Source organism: Ancylomarina longa, from assembly GCF_003996985.1.
GTDB classification, from domain to species: Bacteria; Bacteroidota; Bacteroidia; order Bacteroidales; family Marinifilaceae; genus Ancylomarina_A; species Ancylomarina_A longa.
On the sequence record NZ_RJJX01000001.1, the window covers coordinates 124798 to 145864 of the forward strand.

General features: G+C 31.8%; 16 protein-coding genes. 2 read left to right on the plus strand and 14 right to left on the minus strand.

Annotated features, from left to right (window positions below; translation table 11 throughout):
* Positions 1-99: 99 nt before the first annotated feature.
* Positions 100-1212 (minus strand): efflux RND transporter periplasmic adaptor subunit, encoded by a 1113-nt coding sequence (locus DLK05_RS00495; protein WP_127342009.1) that lies wholly within the window; start codon positions 1210-1212, stop codon positions 100-102.
* A 224-nt stretch (positions 1213-1436) separates the two neighbouring features.
* Here DLK05_RS00495 and DLK05_RS00500 point away from each other — a divergent pair, with 224 nt between their 5' ends.
* Positions 1437-2492, plus strand: a complete 1056-nt coding sequence (locus DLK05_RS00500) for a sensor histidine kinase (RefSeq protein ID WP_127342010.1) — start codon at positions 1437-1439, stop codon at positions 2490-2492.
* The gene (locus tag DLK05_RS00505) at positions 2489-3217 is read left to right on the plus strand and encodes a LytR/AlgR family response regulator transcription factor (protein WP_209319627.1); all 729 of its coding nucleotides are present in this window, start codon (positions 2489-2491) and stop codon (positions 3215-3217) included. Before DLK05_RS00500 ends, DLK05_RS00505 begins: the two co-directional genes overlap by 4 nt.
* A gap of 77 nt (positions 3218-3294) precedes the next feature.
* Here DLK05_RS00505 and DLK05_RS00510 read toward each other — a convergent pair whose 3' ends face one another.
* The 13 genes from DLK05_RS00510 to DLK05_RS00570 form a co-directional block, all read right to left on the minus strand.
* Positions 3295-5139 carry a hypothetical protein gene (locus DLK05_RS00510; protein WP_127342011.1) on the minus strand — a complete coding sequence of 615 codons (1845 nt, stop codon included), beginning with the start codon at positions 5137-5139 and terminating at the stop codon, positions 3295-3297.
* Positions 5140-5924: 785 nt separating this feature from the next.
* Complete coding sequence (locus DLK05_RS00515) at positions 5925-6386, minus strand: 3-oxoacyl-ACP synthase (RefSeq protein WP_127342012.1); 462 nt, start codon at positions 6384-6386, stop codon at positions 5925-5927.
* A 187-nt stretch (positions 6387-6573) separates the two neighbouring features.
* Positions 6574-8982, minus strand: a complete 2409-nt coding sequence (locus DLK05_RS00520; protein ID WP_127342013.1) for a GumC family protein — start codon at positions 8980-8982, stop codon at positions 6574-6576.
* Positions 8983-9080: 98 nt separating this feature from the next.
* Complete coding sequence (locus tag DLK05_RS00525) at positions 9081-10211, minus strand: sugar transferase (protein ID WP_127342014.1); 1131 nt, start codon at positions 10209-10211, stop codon at positions 9081-9083.
* 239 nt (positions 10212-10450) lie between these two features.
* Positions 10451-11281 (minus strand): hypothetical protein, encoded by an 831-nt coding sequence (locus DLK05_RS00530; RefSeq protein WP_127342015.1) that lies wholly within the window; start codon positions 11279-11281, stop codon positions 10451-10453.
* Positions 11282-11336: 55 nt separating this feature from the next.
* A complete protein-coding gene (locus tag DLK05_RS00535) occupies positions 11337-12395 on the minus strand; it encodes a lipid II:glycine glycyltransferase FemX (RefSeq protein ID WP_127342016.1) in 1059 nt (352 codons plus the stop codon).
* Positions 12385-13485, minus strand: coding sequence for a glycosyltransferase family 4 protein (locus tag DLK05_RS00540; RefSeq protein WP_127342017.1), 1101 nt, complete (start codon positions 13483-13485; stop codon positions 12385-12387). Before DLK05_RS00540 ends, DLK05_RS00535 begins: the two co-directional genes overlap by 11 nt.
* A 26-nt stretch (positions 13486-13511) precedes the next feature.
* Positions 13512-14666, minus strand: coding sequence for a glycosyltransferase family 4 protein (locus DLK05_RS00545; RefSeq protein WP_127342018.1), 1155 nt, complete (start codon positions 14664-14666; stop codon positions 13512-13514).
* 35 nt (positions 14667-14701) lie between these two features.
* Positions 14702-15919 carry a hypothetical protein gene (locus tag DLK05_RS00550; protein ID WP_127342019.1) on the minus strand — a complete coding sequence of 406 codons (1218 nt, stop codon included), beginning with the start codon at positions 15917-15919 and terminating at the stop codon, positions 14702-14704.
* A 55-nt stretch (positions 15920-15974) separates the two neighbouring features.
* The gene (locus DLK05_RS00555; RefSeq protein ID WP_127342020.1) at positions 15975-17057 is read right to left on the minus strand and encodes a glycosyltransferase family protein; all 1083 of its coding nucleotides are present in this window, start codon (positions 17055-17057) and stop codon (positions 15975-15977) included.
* An 80-nt stretch (positions 17058-17137) separates the two neighbouring features.
* Entirely contained in the window at positions 17138-17893 is a 756-nt protein-coding gene (locus tag DLK05_RS00560; protein WP_209319628.1) for a glycosyltransferase family 4 protein, read from the minus strand.
* Between the two features lie 361 nt (positions 17894-18254).
* Positions 18255-19703, minus strand: a complete 1449-nt coding sequence (locus DLK05_RS00565; protein WP_127342022.1) for a lipopolysaccharide biosynthesis protein — start codon at positions 19701-19703, stop codon at positions 18255-18257.
* Between the two features lie 66 nt (positions 19704-19769).
* Positions 19770-21032 carry a nucleotide sugar dehydrogenase gene (locus DLK05_RS00570; RefSeq protein WP_127342023.1) on the minus strand — a complete coding sequence of 421 codons (1263 nt, stop codon included), beginning with the start codon at positions 21030-21032 and terminating at the stop codon, positions 19770-19772.
* Between the last annotated feature and the right edge of the window lie 35 nt (positions 21033-21067).

Sequence of the window (21067 nt, forward strand, 5' to 3'; positions counted from 1 at the left end):
ATTGGCAAACCAGCTTCTGTTAGAGGCTCGTTTATTTTCTCCTATTATCATCTCCCTTTTAAAATAACAACCTGTTTTAATTGATTCCGAAATATTTAACTACTTGTCAAAGACAGCAGAAACATTAATACCCTGATGAATACCAGATGCTTTTAAAGCAAGTAAATCGCCATCCTTCAATCCTTCAACAACCACTGTATTTTCCTTTCGCTGAATCACCTTAACTTTTTGTATTTGAACAACATCTTTTACAACGAGGTAAACACAATCAGATTTCACTAATAATTTTCGGGGGATCTCAACGCCATAAGCCTGACTGTTTAAATGAATATTTGCATTTAAGTACATCCCATCCTTAAGACCTTGCCCGGAAACAGTAATATATACATTAACCATCTGTGTCTTTTCATCAATTTTACTGCTAATGCGTCGCACTACTCCGTTCCATTTTCCACTTATATTCTGAGAAACAACATCTACTTTATTGCCAACAGCGACACCATTCAAATCATTCAAATCCACTCCCACTAACAAATCGTAAAGCTTCGTGCTTACAAATTCACCTAATTTTTGACCGGAACGAACCAGGGTTCCAGGTTTGATATCCGATTCTATCACTTCACCGGTAAAAGGAGCTATTAGCCTGTATTTTTCTAATTCTTTCTCCTGACTTTTTATATTGTAATAGTTGGTATAAATATTTTTACCTGCCAAAAAATATTTTTCTTTTTCATTTTTAGGTTGTGGTAAGGGAGCAAGCTCTTTTTCTATGTCGAAATTGCTCAAGTATTTTTCCCAGGCAGTATAACTTTCAGGATAGTCGAATTTCAGATCAGGCAGTACGCTTGCAATGGCATTCATAAAACTGCTGCGATTGGAATATACTTCTGCTTTATATTTGTCGTTTTTCACCAATAATAGTGTACTTCCTTTCTCAAATCTTACTCCTTCTAAAAATGACTTATTAGCTGCTTTTAAAATACCAGTCACTTCGCTATATACATCCACTTTTTTCTGCGCTTCGAGATTACCAACTGCTGTTAGTTGAAGATTTATTGTCTTGTTTTTTAAAATCTGCACGGGGACTTTAATGATCCTTGATATGCTTTCTTTTTCCTTTGGTGGCTCCTTCATGCTAATCAAAACAGATGTAATAATTACACTTAGCAGGATTACCAATAGACCAAGGAGGATACTTTTTCTTTTCATCATGACAACAATAATTTTTAAAATCTCCACAATAATAGGCTGTCCAGAAACGAAAAGTAAATTATATCGATATATGCCAGTTGACTATCTGTAAAGCATAGCATTTAGTAGCTGTATCCTATTAAATTGAAATAGAGACTTGTTTACAGACGGTTTTCCCTTGTTCATCGATAAATGATGGATCGGATTACTTATTTTTGTTCTTTAGCCAAATAAAATATGCAGATATGAATTTCAAAGAAAAACTCTACAATTTTTTTACGATTAGATGGGTGCAACACCTCTCCTTTTGGTCGGTATTCCTTTTACTGGAACTAGGTCGGTTTATTGATATGGACCCAAAGAGATTTGCCAACGAATTGTTCTTTGAAGGAATTCAAATCGGTGCTGTTATACTATTGGTTTATTTTAACTTGCGGGTATTGATACCGAAATATTGGAATACAGGTAACTATCTCAAATACATATTTCAAATTATTAAATGGGAAGCAATTACCATCAGCATCTTAAGTATTATTCTTTACAATTTTCCTGAGATAGAATTCAGAAAATTCGCCATGCAAAGTCCATGGAAGATGGTTATAATGAATTCTTTTAGAACGAACATATTTATCTTATCCAGTTCCTTATTCCACTTTGTAAAAGAATGGATAAAACTAAAAGATGAGAATCTGAAATTTACCGAAAAGGCTCAAGAACAGCTGGAAGCTGAATTAAACGTACTCAAAGCACAGGTTAATCCACACTTTCTTTTTAACACCCTCAATAACATTTATTCCATGAGCTTGTACGATTCGGCAAAAACCCCGGATATGATTCTTAAATTGAGCCAGCTAATTAGTTATATGCTGTATGAATGTAAAGATGAAGAAGTAAGCCTGGAAAAAGAAATACAATTCATCAAAAATTATATTGAACTGGAATCGGTACGAGTAGAAGATGTGGCGCAAATAAACTTGCAGATTGATGGTGAAAATCAGGAATATCAAATTCCTCCCTTGCTTTTTATTCCCTTAATTGAAAACGCCTTTAAACACGGCATTAATTCCGTGCACGATTCATCTGAAATAAACATTCAAATCAGTATTTCTGATTCCTCCATTAATTTGGATATTGAAAATCCTTACGAACAAATGAAGGAAGTAGAAGCAGCAACAAATCATAAGGGATTGGGTATTCAGAATGTTAAGAAACGATTGGAATTGCTTTATCCCAAACGGCATATTTTCACTACATCCATAGACAATAATTTGTATAAAACACATTTAAGCTTATCACTATGACCATCAGATGTATTATTGTAGATGACGAAATACATGCCCGGAAGGTCTTGGAAAAATACATTCAGGATATTCCACATTTAGAATTGGTTCACTCCTGTAAAAATGCACTGGAAGCGATGGATGTTTTAAGAAATAAGCAAGTAGATGCTATGTTCTTAGATATTAACATGCCTAAACTTACCGGACTAAGCTTTCTGGAAAGTCTGTCACATCCTCCTTTGGTAGTTATCACCACAGCCTATCGCGAATATGCATTAGATGCTTTTGAGTTAGATGTGATTGATTATTTGCATAAACCCATTCCCTTCCCCCGGTTTGTTAAAGCTATTGCAAAAGTGATAGAAAAACTGAGTTTCCAGGATAGATCTACAAATAAAATAGTGGAAAGTACAGTCTCAAAAACAGAGAATTTTATTTTTGTAAAAGCGGATAAAAAAACTATCAAACTAAATTTTGAAGACATTATATATATCGAAGGACTGGGCGATTACATTAAAATACATACCAAAACAAAGACTATCGTAAGTAAACTAACCATTAAAAAACTGGAAGATTTACTACCTACAAATCAATTTCCACGGGTGCATAAATCCTACATCGTTTCACTACAACTTATCGAATCTATTGAGGGGAATCAAATTGAAATTGATCAACAAAAAATCCCCATCGGGCAAAGCTACCGACAAGGTTTTATGGAGATTATTAACTCCCATCTTAAAAAATAATTTCACTATCAGACTTTGAACACACAATAAGCAGACTTTTCATAACTCACTTGAGTTTAATTTTGAGTTAATTCAATTTAATTGCTATAAATTCGTTCCATAAAACTTATAAAACCAAAAAGACTTCTTCTTGCTGACCTGTAAATTGGTTTCACCAAATCAATGACAGGAGTAAGAGTAATCATCTTCTTTTTAATCTTGATTGTATTAACACGTTTTGATAAGCTAATTAAATCTTGCGCAAGTTTTTTGTAACATTGCCGTTTATATCTATTAATGCCATATGTAACATGATCCTTTGAGTTAACATACTTTCGAATATCAACTAGGTAACAATTAGGAGTTTGCTCTATAAATTGATCCAAGGCCACATTCATTTCTTTACTTCTTTTCACTTCATAACTTTCCCAATCCGCAGTGAATTCAACTTCTGATCCATTCATAAAAATAATTGGAATATGTGATGGAATCCCACTTCGAATTTGGGAAAGATTTTTTTTAAAATCCTCACTCGAGATTTTGCCTTTGTGTATAAATTCCTCAGAAAAGAATCGTAGAAATTCCGAATTCATACCTTCACAATTCCTCTCTTCGTATTTTTTTTTGATTTTAGACCATTCTTTTTGATTTGTGAGATTATCGTTGTTTCCTCCAAAAGGAATTTTTATACCAAGTTTTTTGTGTTCATAAACTTCCTGCGTAAAATCCATTACGAGACTGTAAACAAAAACGTCATATGCTTCTGAAAAAGCTCTAGAACGATAAGTTTTCTTATCTATAAATGGTAGATTTTCAATCAAATAATCAATATGGTTTTTTGGCATTTTAATGCTATCAATTAGCATTTGGGTATGCTCTTTATTTATAACAAAATTATTCTTCCCATTATAGTTAGATTCTTTAATTACTGTGCATTTATAGTCACTCAAATAATAAAGCATTTGGAATAGATCACACTCCCCTTTAAACAAAATTTTACAATCTGATTTTTCATGCTTATCTTCCGATAGATCTGATTTTAAATTGGATTTATCAAAAACAGAAATCCAATCCGGTTTTGTCGAATTTAATGTAATAGCTATATCCGGTACAATGTCAATTTCGGGGAAATTCAATCTGGCATAAATAAATTGCTCAATCCCCAGATTAATGATTCTACAAGAAAAAACAAAATGTTCTAACCGATTCTTCGATAGATCCACGGCATAGAATCCTACAATTCCATAATCGCCATATTTATCGGCAACCTTTATTAATTTTTTATCCAAGTTAGGATTTTCAATTAAGCCTACAATCTGAGTTTTATCCAGTCGTTTCTTAGTATAATTCAGCTGATTGGTTCTGTTTATGATTTCGTGAAGCCTTTCAATATGAGGTTTCAAATCTTGAATGTATTGAATTTTAATATTGGATGCTTTAAGAAATTCTGCATTATCGTGCATCTCAACTTTGTCAACAAACTTTTTTTCCAAAATTTTATAATGCTTCAATCTGTTATGAGAAAAATCATCTTTACCCTTAAAAGCTGAATGATTTTTTATCCTATCTATAAATGAAGGCAATTCTGAATGCAATCCATTATTATAAAATTTAGCCTCTTCCAAATTCATATGATTATCATCCAAAAATAGGACATTAACCGGTCTTAGCTGACACTTTTCAATTACGCTTTGAACCAATTTCCCCTTACTCTCCCATGCAATTGTGGGGAATACAAAATAATCCCATACCCCTATTTCCTGAAGTTTAATTTTAGCCTCTTCATAATTGTTTTTGGATACGATACTATTCATTATCCCCCTGTCTGTCAACCACTTCACCAACTCAACATTCTCAGGTACACCACAGACTCCTTCTTCGGAAAGAGTTCCTTTCCAAAAAGTTTCATCAAGATCCCATATTACCAATTTAATACTTTCCATTATAAATGATTTGAAAAGCGAAATACCTTCTATAAAGACAAAGGAGAATATATACTTTCGATTATCCGAGTATAACATTCGTCACACACAACGTTACATATTGTTATCTAATAATTTACAAAAAAAATCTGTATCAATCAAACCCACCCCCCTACACCTTTCATTCATAATACATACACAGACAATCACTTAACTTTCCTATCGATCTAACATTCAATTCCCACACTATATCTATAATTATTTTTGTATAATTTAATAAAATCAATTTGAAAGAAATTTCAGCCTGCTAATTCAATGATGAATTGTATTTTATTCCTGATAAAAGAATAGTTTTAGAAAACAAGAATCAAAATTCAATTAGAATTAGACTTTTGTGCTTATAAGGAATCTGTCCTCAACTTAATATTTAATCAGACAAAAAGGTCTTTTTATGTACATCCAAGGATATAGTATAAACCAAAAACTCCTATTTTACTATCCTTTGGAAAAATCAATTTTTTTCAAAAAAAAAATCGAATGAAAATTCATATTTTTTCATGTATTATACGGCAACACCAATTTGTTCAGTATTTGCGGTCTCAACGAACAAATATTTCATCAATATCAATTTATCTATCTTTTAAAGCATTCTCCTTTTCAATCAGTATTGCCATTCCAGAAGCAGTATATTTTCAACAAATCTTCGGACAAAAAAAATCCCAATCGGACAAATCTTCCGACAAGGATTTATAGTTAATACACATTAAAGGAATAGAAGTAAATAGCCGAATGCATCAATTAATGACTTACACAATTGCAATTATTTTATATTCCTGTCCATTAAAATTTACCAATTCATCTACTCTTTTCCCAATAAATTTCCGGATTATTGGCGATGATAGTGAAAGTAAATAATAGTCTTGTCCGGAAAAGGAGATTTTACCCAATGCAATTGAAACAAAAATCCGAAGTTTATCTGTAATCACCAAGGCTCCCAATTCCACCTTATCATGCAAAACACTTGGATCTATATAAGATACTAATTGCTGTAATTTTATATTCACTCCCAATTGTTTTGCCGTCTTCTCCTGCTCCAGATGTATCATTGCACGACCAGTTTCGTGTTTATCTCCGGCACTACTTTTTGCTTCACTTCCAGCAGAGTCTCTTAATTCATTCAAATTATTTTGGCTACACTCTATCTTGTTACCAACAAGTTTGAGTACTTCATGATAAAGTTTTGCTTTCATATTGAGATACAATTCCATATTGTTGGATAAATTTGGGCTAATTTAATTAATAAACCGTTTTGCTCTCAAATATATCTCAATAAAATTTATTCGAATTTTGGTTTACTAAAGATAAAAATAGCAATCGGGATTCCTACTCAAGTAGAAGTCCCGATTCTATACTAAATAACACAAATAATCTTACACCTGTAATACTAGTCAATACTTATTTTATCATTACTCCATTGGCTATATAATCATCTTGATAATATCCTTTCCGGTATCCTATTCTTTCAAAGTCAAACTCGTTAAATTTGAAATCATTCAATACTAAGGAAACATTTTTCAATGTTCCCTTATCTGCCAATTTATTAATATAGCTAACCTGCCCTTTTCTGCTAAACCGATGCCTCAAGACAATTAAATTTATATCAGCATATTTCCCTGTCAATAATCCATCCGTCACCACCGAAATTGGCGCACTATCCATAATTACAAAATTATAGCGTCGCTTCAGGGTATCAATGAATTTATTGAACTTACCGTTTGATAATAACTCGGCAGGATTTACAGATATGGGACCAGCAGGAATAAAACTCAAATTATCAATTTGAGTTGGACAAACAATATCATTAAAATTCTCTTCTTCATTCAAATAATTACTTAGTCCGCTATTACCGTCGCATCCAAACATTTTACTCAACTTGGGTTTTCTCATGTCTGTTTCGACCAAAAGTACTTTTCTGTGGTTAAGCGCCAAAATTGCCGCAAGATTTGCACTTATGAATGATTTACCCTCTCCCGGCATAACAGATTGTACAGATATGATCATCTGTTGATTCTCTACTGACAAATTTTCCAAATCGGTCCTAAGACTCCGAAATGATTCTGTTATTGCTGAACGAGGCCGATTACAAACCAAAACCTCTTTACGATTCTTATTGTGGGCAATCACGCCTAAAACAGGAAGAGAAGTCTCTTTTTCCAGCTCATAAATGCTACCAATTGTATTGTTGAAATAATCTCTTGTTTTTATAAAAATAAAAGGCAAAGAAATTCCAATAAGGAATCCAATTATAAGATTTATAATGATTTTTGGTCCTACTTGTCTGGTTGATATTAAGCTTGCCCTATCTAAAATTTGTGAATTAGACACATTTGAAGCAATGGTGATTTCAGCCTCAGCCCTCTTTTTAAGAAGAAAAGTATATAAATCATTATTCAGATCGTATCTTCTTTTGAAATTAATAAATTTTTGCTCCATTCCGGGCAATTTAACCAATTGACTTTTTACATCACTCATACGTCTTGTGATGCTATTTAAATCTTTTTCTGTATTAACTAATAAATTTTTAAGGTTTTCTTCTAAACTATGTTTTGTATGTCTGATTTCCTTTTCTAATACTAACATATTCGGATCATTTTGCTTTACACTATATGATAAAATCTCCTTCTTATTGTAAAGTTCTCCCAATTTCAAGACCAGGTTGTTCAAAACCGGATCGGTAATATCTACGACAGATGGTGATAAAGTAGATTTATTTCCAAAATCTTTCCCAAAGTCTTGCTGAAGATTACTTTCCACTTTAGAGAAATGAGAATTATTATTTAGATATGAAAATAAATTCCTTATGTGATTTAACTTCCTTTCGGACAAAGAATATTCCTCTTCGAGCCTTTTTAAATCCGCTATTGCCAAATCGGCTTCCCTTGCAAGATTTAAACTTTGATTTTTAGATTGAAAATCACTGAAAAGATGGCCTGACTGCTTAAGTGAGTCGACAACACCTTCCAGCTGCATATCGATAAAACGGACAGTATTTTCAGAAATTCTGTTCTTCTCAGACAAACAGAACTCGATGTATTGCCTACTCAATTCATTTAAAAAATCTATAACTCTTTGTGCATTTGCTCCTTTAAGTGTTAGAGCTATTAAATTGCCTTTTAAATCTTCATGGGTAACCTCTAGTTTATTTACATATTGTAAACCAATACTTTCGAAGTCATGAAAAACAAAAAAATACTCCTCTCCAATGGGGACTATTACGTTCGGATTTTTCTCTAGCACAAAACTAAAGAATTCATTTTCGAAAGGAACTCCCAACTTTCCCTTTGATTCAAAATCAGACACTTCTTGATTCTCAAAAGATAAATTATCTATTCTCACCACATATTCTTCATCTGATATCATTCTTATATAAAGAGGTATCTCTTTAGGATTTACGTACATACCAGTTTCGTAAACCAAGAAAGGTTCCTGATCATACATATCCATATCAAAGAACAGCATCTTCTGAAACCACGATGTTTCCCACTTTAATTTACCAATTACCTGTTTTGCTAATGAAGAAGATTTTAAAACACCTATATGATCCTGAATGTTAATTCCTCTACCACCTTCATCCTCAAAAAACTCCTTACCCCGTAAAGATTTGGACTCATTTTGAACCAATATAGTACTCTTTGCTTGGTATGTGGGTGGTGAATAATAACTGTAAGCAAAACCAACAGCCAACCCAAGAATTCCAAATAGTAAGAACCAATACCAATTAGACACTAACTTATATTGAAAGGCTTTGATTTGCTTTTTTTCTTCTCTCACCAAATTTTCGAGAAATTCATTTGAACTTGTCATACGATAAAATTCTTTAAAGTAATGAATTCACTGCATGTTGCATATCAAAAGAGAAATAGACAAACTGTCATTCAAAAATGATAAAACAGTGTTTATAACTATGTGCTACAGATTCTTTTAAATAGAATATTTTTAAAAGCGGTAATAAAATATTTAATATCAGTACGTAATGGATTTTTAAGATAGGATTCAATATATTTTTTTTCTGATTTTTGAATTTCTTCCAGAGTCTCAGGCAGATCTACATAAAAAGGAGGTATTATTCCTGGTTTTACCTCCATTCTTAACTTCTGCAAATCAGACTCATATAAGCTAAGATATTGACGACTAATAGGACGAACACCAACTAATTTCATTTCTCCTCTAAGAAGATTTACAAAATTTGGAATTTCATCAATCCAAAATTTTCTTAGAATTCTACCTATTGGTGTAATTCTGCTATCATTACAGATTTTTCCACCTTTTGTTAAATGATTTTTTTTAATGAATTCTTCTTGCAAATATTCTGAAAAAGGAACCATGGTTCTAAGTTTGTAAACCAATATCTCCTTACCTCCTTTTCCGATTCTTTTCATTTTGAAAAGGAAGCCATAGGAAGAATATTTATCGAAAAAAGGAGCTTTTTGTTTTTTTGCTACCAAATAGATATACTTACCTGATTCATACTCATTCACGACACCATAACCACAAGCATATAATCGCCCAATCATTTCTAATTTCCGAATAGATCTATCTTTTCCTTTAGTAAGTAGAAAATAAAGATTACGAGTCAAGCTTAATTTCGGAAATACCCGATGAAAGATAAAGTGTGTAAAGTAAACGAAGTGATTAACAGGAAAAGGATTAGTTTTAAGTATCTTTTCTTCTATTTTATACTGTGGAGTAAAGCGACAAATAAGGATTCCATTATTAGTCAACTTGTTGCTGACAGCTTCAAAAAATTCATTGATACTGATCAAGTTATTGATTGGCTCAAGACTTATCACTAATTGATATTCCTTGCCTGATAATCGTTTTATATCCTCTGCACTCTTCGAACTGACAAATACATGTCTTGAGTTATAACGGCTAAAATACCTACTAATGAACTCGAATCCATTCTTTCCCAGTCGATTAGTAAGATCTGAAAAATCATTAAGAAAAATGACAAAACCAGGCAGTCTCTTAAATGGAATTTCGCTCCCCCTTGCCTTTTTCAACCTCTCAATTACTTCATGTTCTTTCTTCATCACAAGACATTTTATTCACCATAAGAACAATGCAACACAATATTTAACATAACAACTTTAACGATACTGTTGATTCTTTGAAAATCTACCTCTTCACCATTGATTTCCTTTTCTTGCCATAAATATCAATGAATATTAGTCGAATAAGCACAAGCTTATGAAGTATTTTCAATAGTAAGTTATTCAGTCTATTATGTGAAAAATTAATATTGAACCAAGTTTAATAATATTTAATAAAGCTAAGCAATAAGCCAATTTAGGTCTCTGAAATGAATCAATAACTTCTTAACAGGATTTTTAATATTTTGCAAAATTAATTCCTTACACCAAATTGAATTTAATTGATTCCAACGTTGCGGATGAAAAGTCATCATAATTTTGGATGGTAACAAATCATTATCTATAGCATTAATAATATCAAATGAAGTTTTAAAAACCATGCCATTTTTTTCCCAAATCATTTGCTGTCCATTAATCTTGTCTCTTACACTCACATTAAAACCATCCCATCGTCTACCGGTATCCGTTAAATATAAAACCTCATTAAAATCAATATCGATATAGGACTCCCCTATAATTCCAAAATCTGTGTAATCAAATTTCTTCCACAAATCCTTGTTATTGAATTTAGAAATTGGACTCCCGTGCATACAAATGGTTTCTATTGGTGCTAGTTCACGGAGCCGTTTCAGTTGAGTTTGAAAATCCAAGATACCCATGTCTAGAAGATGATTTTTATTCTTTACAGATCTAAAACCTTTGGCTACAGTATCTAAATTTTCATAATGATAACCAATTTCGTGCCCCATACCGGCGATTTCTTTGATAATATCTTCATTCATACTGGTTTCAACTGTCCTAAAATAGTAGCTTCCCATAATTTCAAATGATTTCTGAATGGAAGCTAGAATTAAGGCATTTTCAGGCATTCTGTCAACATCATTACGCAATAAAATTACTTTCTCTTTTGGTTTGGTAAGATATTCTGAGAATGTCTGAAATTCGTATCCTTTCGTCTTAAAACAGAGAAGTATTTTTTTGTATATATCTAACGTAAAATCAAACTGCAAAACAAAATTTTAAATTTGTGATAACTTGAATCAGAGACTTTAAGAAAAATAATTCCTAAGCTTTAAACCTCTGCCATAAATAGAAAGCTCTCTTTGCAATATGAAATAGAATAGGGTGATGAACTTTTTCAAATCGACCGGGATTAGTCACCTCGCCGCCAAATTTCATCTTGTAGCTTCTAACACTATAAGGAATATTAGGATTCCCAGCACCTGCAAAATCAAAAACAGTATAGCCGTTATTTTTTCCCCAAAGAATTAATTCCCAATTAATCAAATCATTGGCACATCTATTGTTATACTTCTGATAAGAACCAGCATAAAATACATACAATGTTTTTTTAAAAGTCAAAACAAATCTGGTGGCTATTATTCTCCCTTCTGCGATGACTGAAAAAGTTAATAGATTGACCTGATCAGACAATTTTTCACGTAAATTCTCAAAGAATTCTATTTTAGGATACGGAAGTTTAATTCTATGATAAACTTCTTTTAAAATATTATATGCTTCTGCTAAATCAGATTTTTGACTGTCCTGTCTAAACTCAAGATATTCTCTATATGCCTTTCTAATTCGATTCCTCTTTTTTTTGTTTATATTTTGCCAGAGATTTTTCTCAGGTTTCGTGAGGTCAATTAATACATTCAAATGATCGATAAATCGGAAACCGTATTTTTGAAATACCATCCTATTAATAGATGAATCAGTCCAATTTCTAATCTGTGAATACAAAATCCTATTCTTTACAATGCTATTATATTTCTGTAATATTAAATTTAAAACACCCTCATCATCTTCAGCTATCAGCGGTCCTCCTCTTATAATAGACCTTTTAGCAAAATTTCCGACAACTCCTTTTGCTTCCTTTTGAATAACTGCAAGCATTATTCCTTTAATTCTATGATCTTGTAGCACGGCAATAAGAATAGGTTTAAACCCTTCCGTTCCATTGAACACTTCATACATTTCAGGGGTTTGGAAAATATTTCCTTGTGGATGATGGTAAACAAAATTACTCCAAAGTTTTCTTTCTAAACAGGAAGAATTGAGCACAATCTCAAGATCCGTACTCCTGCCAACGTGTTTTGTATGTATAGCAGTATTATTTGCCATTTATAAATTTTTCGAATACGCATTTATATTCTTCTGCAATTTTCGACCATAGATAACTAGTTTGTAATCGCTGATAAGCATTCATCGCAAAAACTTTCATTTTTCCAGGATGTTCAGAAGCATATCTAATCTTTTCAGAAAGATCCTTCACATTATTCACCTTGAAAAATAGCACCTCTTCATCTCCGAAAACATCCCTGTTCTCAGGAATATCAGAACAAATTATCGGAACCTTTAAAGCTGCCACTTCTAATAACATCATAGACATGGATTCATTTACGGAAGGAAAGACAAAGAATTTACTACTAAAAATGATTTCGAAAAGTTTTCTCTTGTCTTTAATTAAACCAATAAAACGTACACCTCCCACTTTCTCTTTCAATCGTAACAGCTCTTTTTTATAAATTAAATTTTGTTTTAAATCTCCCATTATAACCGCATTTTCTCTTCTCTCTAGTAAATCCAAAGCTTCTAAAAATGTATGACAACCTTTATCCGGTAACATTCTACCTGCTGCAAAAGAGATATAATCCTTCTTTTCTGTTTCTATTTTGATATTTGTATTAACTCCGTTGGGAATGTATTTTAATTTCTCTTTCGGTAACAATTTACCGACAATCCGTTGATCTTTAAGAGAAACTGTTGTTATAAAATTAGCATGCTTAAGAAAATAACGATCTTCAAACTCAAATAAGAATTTATATCGTACCCATTTCGACGTAAGTACCATTCCGTGAGTTGTTACTATTATAGGATAGCGCAATTTGAGAAGAGGAATTACAAAGCTGGCATCGCGATGGTGTAAGTGAATCAGATCATATTTACGAAATAAAAGGGCATCTAAAGCTGATCGTAAATAATAAAAAATAGCATTGATCTTTTCAAAAGGTAATTTTCTAAACACTATTTGAAAACTATTTCTAAAATAGCCAGATTTTAAATTGGTGTGAGAACTAACGGCATAAATCGTAAAATCAAACTCATTTGCGAGATTGGCAATAATGTTTTCTCCTACTGCAGCAGCACCTCCATAAGCCGGAAGTCCCTTTAAGCCAATCACACCGATTTTGGATTTATCAACCTCCTTCATATGATAACAACTTTTAATAAAAAAAATTAATTTTTGAGTATTTCTTTGTAAAATTCTATAGTTTGAGCAGCCACATTACGCGGATGGAACTTTTTCAGGGCCTCTTCTCTAGCATTCGTCGCAAAATCCGAATAAGAAACATCACCTTTACAAAATCTCAATAAGTAGTTTCCCAACTCAATTGAGTTATTTGTCCGAAATACAAAACCTGATTCTTCATGAGTAATCATTTCTGTAACACCTCCAACATCTGTTGCAATTACAGGACGACCGGCAGCCATTGCTTCTGCTATACTAACCGGTAATGATTCTTGTAGCGAAGGCAAAACAAAAAGATCGGCCTCCCCATATAATTCAAGTACTTCAGATTGACTTTTCCACCCTAAAATCCTTATATCATCCTGTAAGTTATTGTCCGTGATAAATTGTAATATCTTATTTTTATAGGCTTCGTCTTTAAAACCACCTATCACATCAAGTTTTAATCCGTTTATCTGTCCTTTAATTCTTTGCATTTCTTTTAAAAGACATAGGAGGTTTTTTCGTGGATTAATAACTCCAACATAAACTATTCTCTTACCAAAAGTGCGATGGATTTTCAAGTCAAAGAATACTGGATTAACAGGATTGTAAATTAGTTTACCTTTATACTGGTCATTCCCTTTTAATTCTTCTAAAAATCTTCGATTGTAATTTGAGATGAATGTGTAATTTCTAAACTTTGGAAAATAATAGCGTTCAACCAATTTTTTAAATCCAAATTTCAACTTGTCAAATTTGGTATTTTGATAATTGATTTCCTCAGCCATTATGCCATGTTGAGTAATCACCAAATTTCTCTTGCAGAGTCCTCTTAAACAAAACAAAATAGGAGATGCCCCCTGCACATGCACAATATCGGCTTTAAACTCTAATATAATTTTCTGAATTGCTTTTCTAGCATCAAAAAGATAATAAAACAGAATTCCTCCTACTGGTCTTTTCTTTCGCAAATATTGAATCTTAATATTATGGGCATATTTCACAGTACTTTCATGATCTGATTTTCCAAGAGAAAGAATAAGAAAACTTATCTCCGGGAATAATTCAAAACCTTTCATTAGATTTATTATAACAGCATCTACACCACTTTTCACAAAATCAAGATTCTGAGGAAGAGAACTTATTATTAAAACTTTCATCCTAATATAATTTTCTTTTAGATTTTCCTGGAATTTTAAAAATGGACAAGTTTTGAGAAATAGTTCGTATTGTATTTTTGATCAAGTAAGATAAGGCCTAGTAAGACAAAATAAAGTCCTTTAAGGTATTCATATCTTAAGAAAACATTCGAATAAATTATGGTGTCGATAAAAAATACAATGGTGAGAACCAAAAATGATAAATAGACCGGATTACTTTTGTATTTTTTTAAAACAAGGGAGAACAACCTAATGTAAAAGAACATATAGATAAGTGTTCCTAATACTCCAACTTGCAGAAGCAACCAGATCAAAGCCATTCTACCACCATACCTCACTCCATATTCATTTTTCATTGTTCCCTCTCGGGCATTATATTTTGACTCTATTAACTTGCCTGCCCCATCGCCAAATAGCATTTCTTCCTTGTTTTCTTTCAAAGTATAATTGATGAAATATATCAAACCGTCTTTTCTTCTCATTTGATACTTATCATTTGAACCTGAATTAGTGTAATTGTCTACATAGCTTACGATATAATTCAAATCAAAACTTCCCCAAATACGATGTTCCGGATTAAGCGTTTTATTTGTTCTTGCCGTTAAATAAAATACACCAACCCCCATTACGCAAACCAATGCTATTTTATTTATCAGACCTTGGAAATATCTTCTTCTTTCCAACTTTACAAATAAGAGACCGCAAATGAAAAGAACTATTGGTATAAATATCAAAATTGCTCTTTTATTACCAACTATTCCGAAAAGACTAAAACAAAGTATATAAAACAGGTATTTACTTTTATTTTCAAACAGATACAAACAAAATAAAATTGTGATTAGGAAGAGTGGGAAAATTGTAGATACACTACCTGCATTGATAGATAAAGTTCCGATCCCACCATGTTCTGTTTGACCAATCAGTAAGAATTTGATAAATATTGCCGGAATTTGAATAAGGATGAGAATTTTGATGAAGGAAACAATTCTTGAAATCAATAATGGACTTGTTTCATTCACCAATACAATAAAGTAAGAATAAGATAATACCGTATAGATAAGAAAATAAAGCAATGAAAAAGTATCAATTTGATTTAAAAATGAACTAATTACTGCCACTCCTACAAATCCAATAATCCACCATACAAAAGGATATTTTAATTGATTTCCTTTTGCAATAAAGGTGTATGTAAATAAGATTCCGCTAACTAATGGAATTCCTATTTTGTAAATAGCGGAATTTAAGTCTAACAATTGAAAAATTCCAGTGCAGAAAATCAACCCCCAATACAAATAATGAAGAACCAACCTAAGCATCAGAAATTAGCATATTTAAATACGGTTTCAAGTTTGTGTTAATAATTCTGTCCCATGTGTAATTTGCTAATGAATTTACAACGGAAGAATATGTGTAATTATTTCTGTTGTGATAGTATTTTACTAATGCATTGCAAAAAGAACTGGATGAGTCGTTACATAAGATTCCATTCTCCTCAGTTAGTAAGTTTGAATTCTCAAAAGTTGCAGTTCCAATACAAACCATACCGGCAAGAATGTATTCAAAAGTTTTGGTTGGTGGTTGAAAATCAAAATAAGGTGTAATTGGTATATAACAAATTCCAATATTAGATTCTCTGTAATAGTCATGAATTTCATGTAAATTTTTTCGTCCGTGAAATTTCACTATTGCATTCAAGTTTAAATCATTAATAGTTTCTCTAAGCAAGTTTTCTTCAATTTCAGATCCAAAGCCGAATATATTGTAAGTACATGCAATATCGACACCGTATTTCTTATGAAACATTGAAAATCCCAGTACTGTTTCATGCAGTTTTCTATGATTTAAGGTGCCAACATATAATAATTTCATACTGTTATAACCGCAATTACTATTATTTAATTTTTCGGCACCTAAAGGTAACCAATGGCATTTTTTAGGATTTAGATTTAAATGCTTAATTAAGCCCCTAGAAATAATGGTGATATGATCAAAAAAATAACTTTCGAAACGAAGTTGCCAATTCTGAAACCAATTAATTAAAGGATTCTCCTTAACAGAACCAGTTCGAACATCTAAAACTATTTGCTTTTTGGCAGATAATAATTTGAGTAGAAAACAAAACTTAAAACTGTATGAGAAGACAATATCATAATTAGATTGGGATATTTCCAGATACACATATTTCAACCATCTGAGATATCTTGTAATCCTGTTTCCTGCTAAAGGCACATATTTAATTTGAACATCGCAAAGGCTCACTTTTTTTAATCCCTCATCGAAACAAAGAACCGTTATTAAATATTCTTCCTTTAGATATTTACAGTAATAGTAATAATCGGTTAGATAGCCAAATTGGCTGGGAGAAATGAGAAGTAGCTTCTTTTTCTGCATTTGGTACAGATTTTGCGAAATTATAATCTAATAAATCTTGTGAAATTTAAAATACTTTCAAAACAATGTGACTTAACATTTCAACTTGTACAATTCTCAAGATATGGTTCAAGCTTATTCACAATTATATTTTCCCAAGAATACTTTTCTACAGTTTTCTTAATATCTTCAGAATTAAAGTTTTTTATTGATTTAATTAGAGTTGTTAATCCATTTGCAAAAGCTTCCGATGTATCATCAATCAAAATTCCATTTTTTTCATTGACTATTTGTTTCATTTCAAAAGTTTTTGTAGCAATAACTGGCATGCCGTTAATTAGATACTCGAGAGTTTTTAAAGCAGGCTGACATTCGTAACATTTAATTATGGGAATATAAGCAACACCAATATTGGCTTTATAAAAAAATTCCGACAATTCTTCAATTGTTTTTCTACCATGAAAAAAAACAATATCTCTTAGTTGAAGTTCTTCAATCTTCTTTTTTATCTTTTCAACAATTTCCCGACTTCCAAAACCGACAATATCGTACCTCAAACTATCAACGAATGTATTTTGGTCTATAAATAATTTTAGTCCTTCCAGAGTTTCCTCTATTCTTCTTTTATCCAATGTTCCTATATAAAGAAGATTAATTTTATCAAATACTTTAGGAGATTTAATCCTATTTACAGCTCCAATTGGAAGACAATCATAATTTCTGATATTAAGTTCTTTGGCTAAACTATGAGTATTAATTAACCGATTTTTAAAGAATAAAGATTCGAGTCGAAGTATAGAGTTCGATTTAGTAACCTTTTTCCCTGTAAGCCCAATAGAACCAGTTCTTATATCCAAAACTAACTTCTTAAATGGCAATATCAATCTCAACAAAAAACAAAATCGAAAATAACTTATTAACATTATATTAATCTTGTTTGACATGCACATATGAATTACTCTAAAATAAAAAAGGAACAAAGTCAAATAGCGATTCTTATAAGGCTTATAATAAATAACCTTCACCCCATTCATTTTAATTTTATCCAAACCCAAATCATAGCACAGCACCTTTACATTGTTATTCGTTTTTAAGTATCGACTATAATAATAATGTTCGGTTATATATCCAAACTGGCTTCCCATAGTAACAATAAGAATATCCATCATTCTAATTTTTCCACTAGTTAATTACTACACTATTCATTATATATTCGCATTACAGAGTAGTCAATAACGAATTGCTTAATGTTTTAATACGCTTGTTTAAACTATCATTTCTAAACAAATAAAACATCCCAAGAAGGCCAATCAAGAACAAGAATAATAAGATCTTGGAAAAGAGATCAATATTAAAGCTTAATATGCCATTATTTAAAATAAAACTTGCAGGTACTAAAACACACAAGGCTATAGAAGTTCTGCTAAATTTGAAATAATCAACAAATATATTCTTAACTAAGAATGCAGTAATGCTATATTTCACAAACTCTCCTATCAACTCACCGATAACAATCCCTAACAATCCTAATTTCATAGAAAGATAGTACATAAAAAAACAGCCTAAGCTCGTTCCAATAACTGATGAATAGGTTAAAACAATATTTCTTTTCTTTATTAAAATGCCTGTTGATATAAGATCAGACATACCGGAAAACATATAAGTAATCGCCAAAATACCAATTAAATAGCCACTATCAGCAAATTTTTCGGATGCAAAAAGGATTAACAGTTCCTTACCGAACAAAATCAAAACAATCACAATTAGAGAAGCTACAAAGGAAAAAATATTATAAAAATCATTAAACAATTCCTTGCTTCCTTCTTTTTCGAAGTTGTCAAAAGTATAAGGATGCCAGGCCATTTTCAGGCTCTGAGTTAACAAAAGAAGTGGTAGTACAACTTTTGCTGCAATAGCATAAACTCCAATTTGTCCAAGAGAAAAGAGAACAATTATAAATACCCTTGAGATATATTTTTGCCCCCATTGAACAATTACAACAGGTAGTAATGGGATACTATAACCAAGCATTTCTTTTAATACAGATCCCGATAACTTAAAGGAGAGATACTTTTTTACTTTTAAAAGGGCAATGAAAGAAAATACTATACTTATAAAGCATCTGCTAATCAATAATCCTAAGAGACCAAATTGTAGAATAGCTACAAACAAAATACCAGAAAAGGCATTAAAAAATACATAGATCAAATTAAAGGAGGTGTATCCTTTTCTATTGAATTCAACTCTAAAAACAATAACAGAGTACTCTAAAACATTTTTAAACAGTAATTCACATATTGCAATTACAAATAATAATTGATATTCAACTGATTTCAGCATCAACACCGATAATGATCTGTTAAATGCAATAAGTATGGATGATAATAAAATACTTCCGAGAATAATGATCCATAATCCAGTTGAAAAGAGCTTTTTTTTGCTCTCCAACGATTTCTTCTCAAAAAACAACCTTAAAAAACTACTCTCAAGTTGAAATGTAGACAGAAAGGCCAACAGAACCATGAGGACTGAAATAATTTCCAATATTCCAAAATCTGCTTTTGACAAAAATCGCGTATAAATCGGAATCGTAAATAATCCAACGAATTTTGCCAAAACACCAACAGTTCCATAGGAGAAAAAATCTTTTAATAAATCACTTTTCATTCATCTGCTTATTGTTTTCACAAAACTACCATCACGAATTTTATAGTTAATATTTTCGGAATTAAGCTACAATCGACCATCGACTAATTCGCGTGGATAAATGGCCTTTACATCGTAAATTACCGTATCATGTCCATTCTTTAATGTTTTGATATCAACTTTTTTTATCTCATCATGTGCAACTGCAGCTACAACGGCATCATAACGGTTACCGTTCAGGTAAGGAATAATTTTCAAATTGTATTTGTCTCTAACCTCTAATGGATCAGCCCAGGGATCGTAAACATCCACATGACAACCGAAATCTTCCAGTTCTCTAATCAATCCAAATACTTTTGAATTTCGGATATCAGGACAATTTTCCTTAAAAGTGATCCCCATAACCAAGACTTCGGATCCGGGTATTCTGAAACCCTTTTTCACCATTTCCTTGATTACATTATAAGCTATAAAAGAACCCATATTATCATTTAAACGACGACCGGCAAGAATAATTTGCGGATTATAACCCACCTCAAGAGCCTTATGTACAAGATAGTACGGATCAACGCCAATGCAATGACCTCCCACCAATCCAGGTTTAAACGGCAAGAAATTCCATTTGGTTGATGCTGCTTCCAATACCTCATTCGTATCGATTCCCAACTTGTTAAAGATTACCGCCAATTCATTTACAAAAGCAATGTTAATATCACGTTGCGCATTTTCGATAACTTTTGCTGCCTCTCCAACTCTAATTGAAGAGACTTTAAATGTTCCTGCAGGAATAATAGATTTATATAAATCATCAATAAAATCGCTTATTTGGGGTGTTGAACCCGAAGTAATTTTCTTTATTGTAGTAAGTGTGTGCACTTTGTCTCCAGGATTTATTCGTTCCGGAGAATATCCACAATAAAAATCTTTATTAAAAATCAATCCACTGTATCGTTCCAATATTGGAACACACTCCTCCTCAGTTGCCCCGGGATAAACTGTAGATTCATAAATAACAACATCTCCTTTATTAAGAACCTTTGCGATACTTATTGAAGCATTCAACAAAGGAGATAAATCAGGATGTTTGTTTTTATTTAAGGGTGTAGGAACAGCTACTATAAACACATTATAATCTTCTAAATCATTTGGATTATCCGACAATTTAAGTTTTTTGGAGGTTTTTAGTTTTTCTATACCTAAATCTTTCCGCCAGTCTTTCCCTGATTTTAATTCAAGAATTCTTTTTGAATTGATATCAAAACCCAATGTAGAATATTTCTTCCCGAACTCAACGGCCAAAGGCAAACCAACATATCCTAAACCAACAATAGCAATCTTAATCGGTTTCATTTCATCAACAAGTTTCTAATTTAAAAATTCACAGG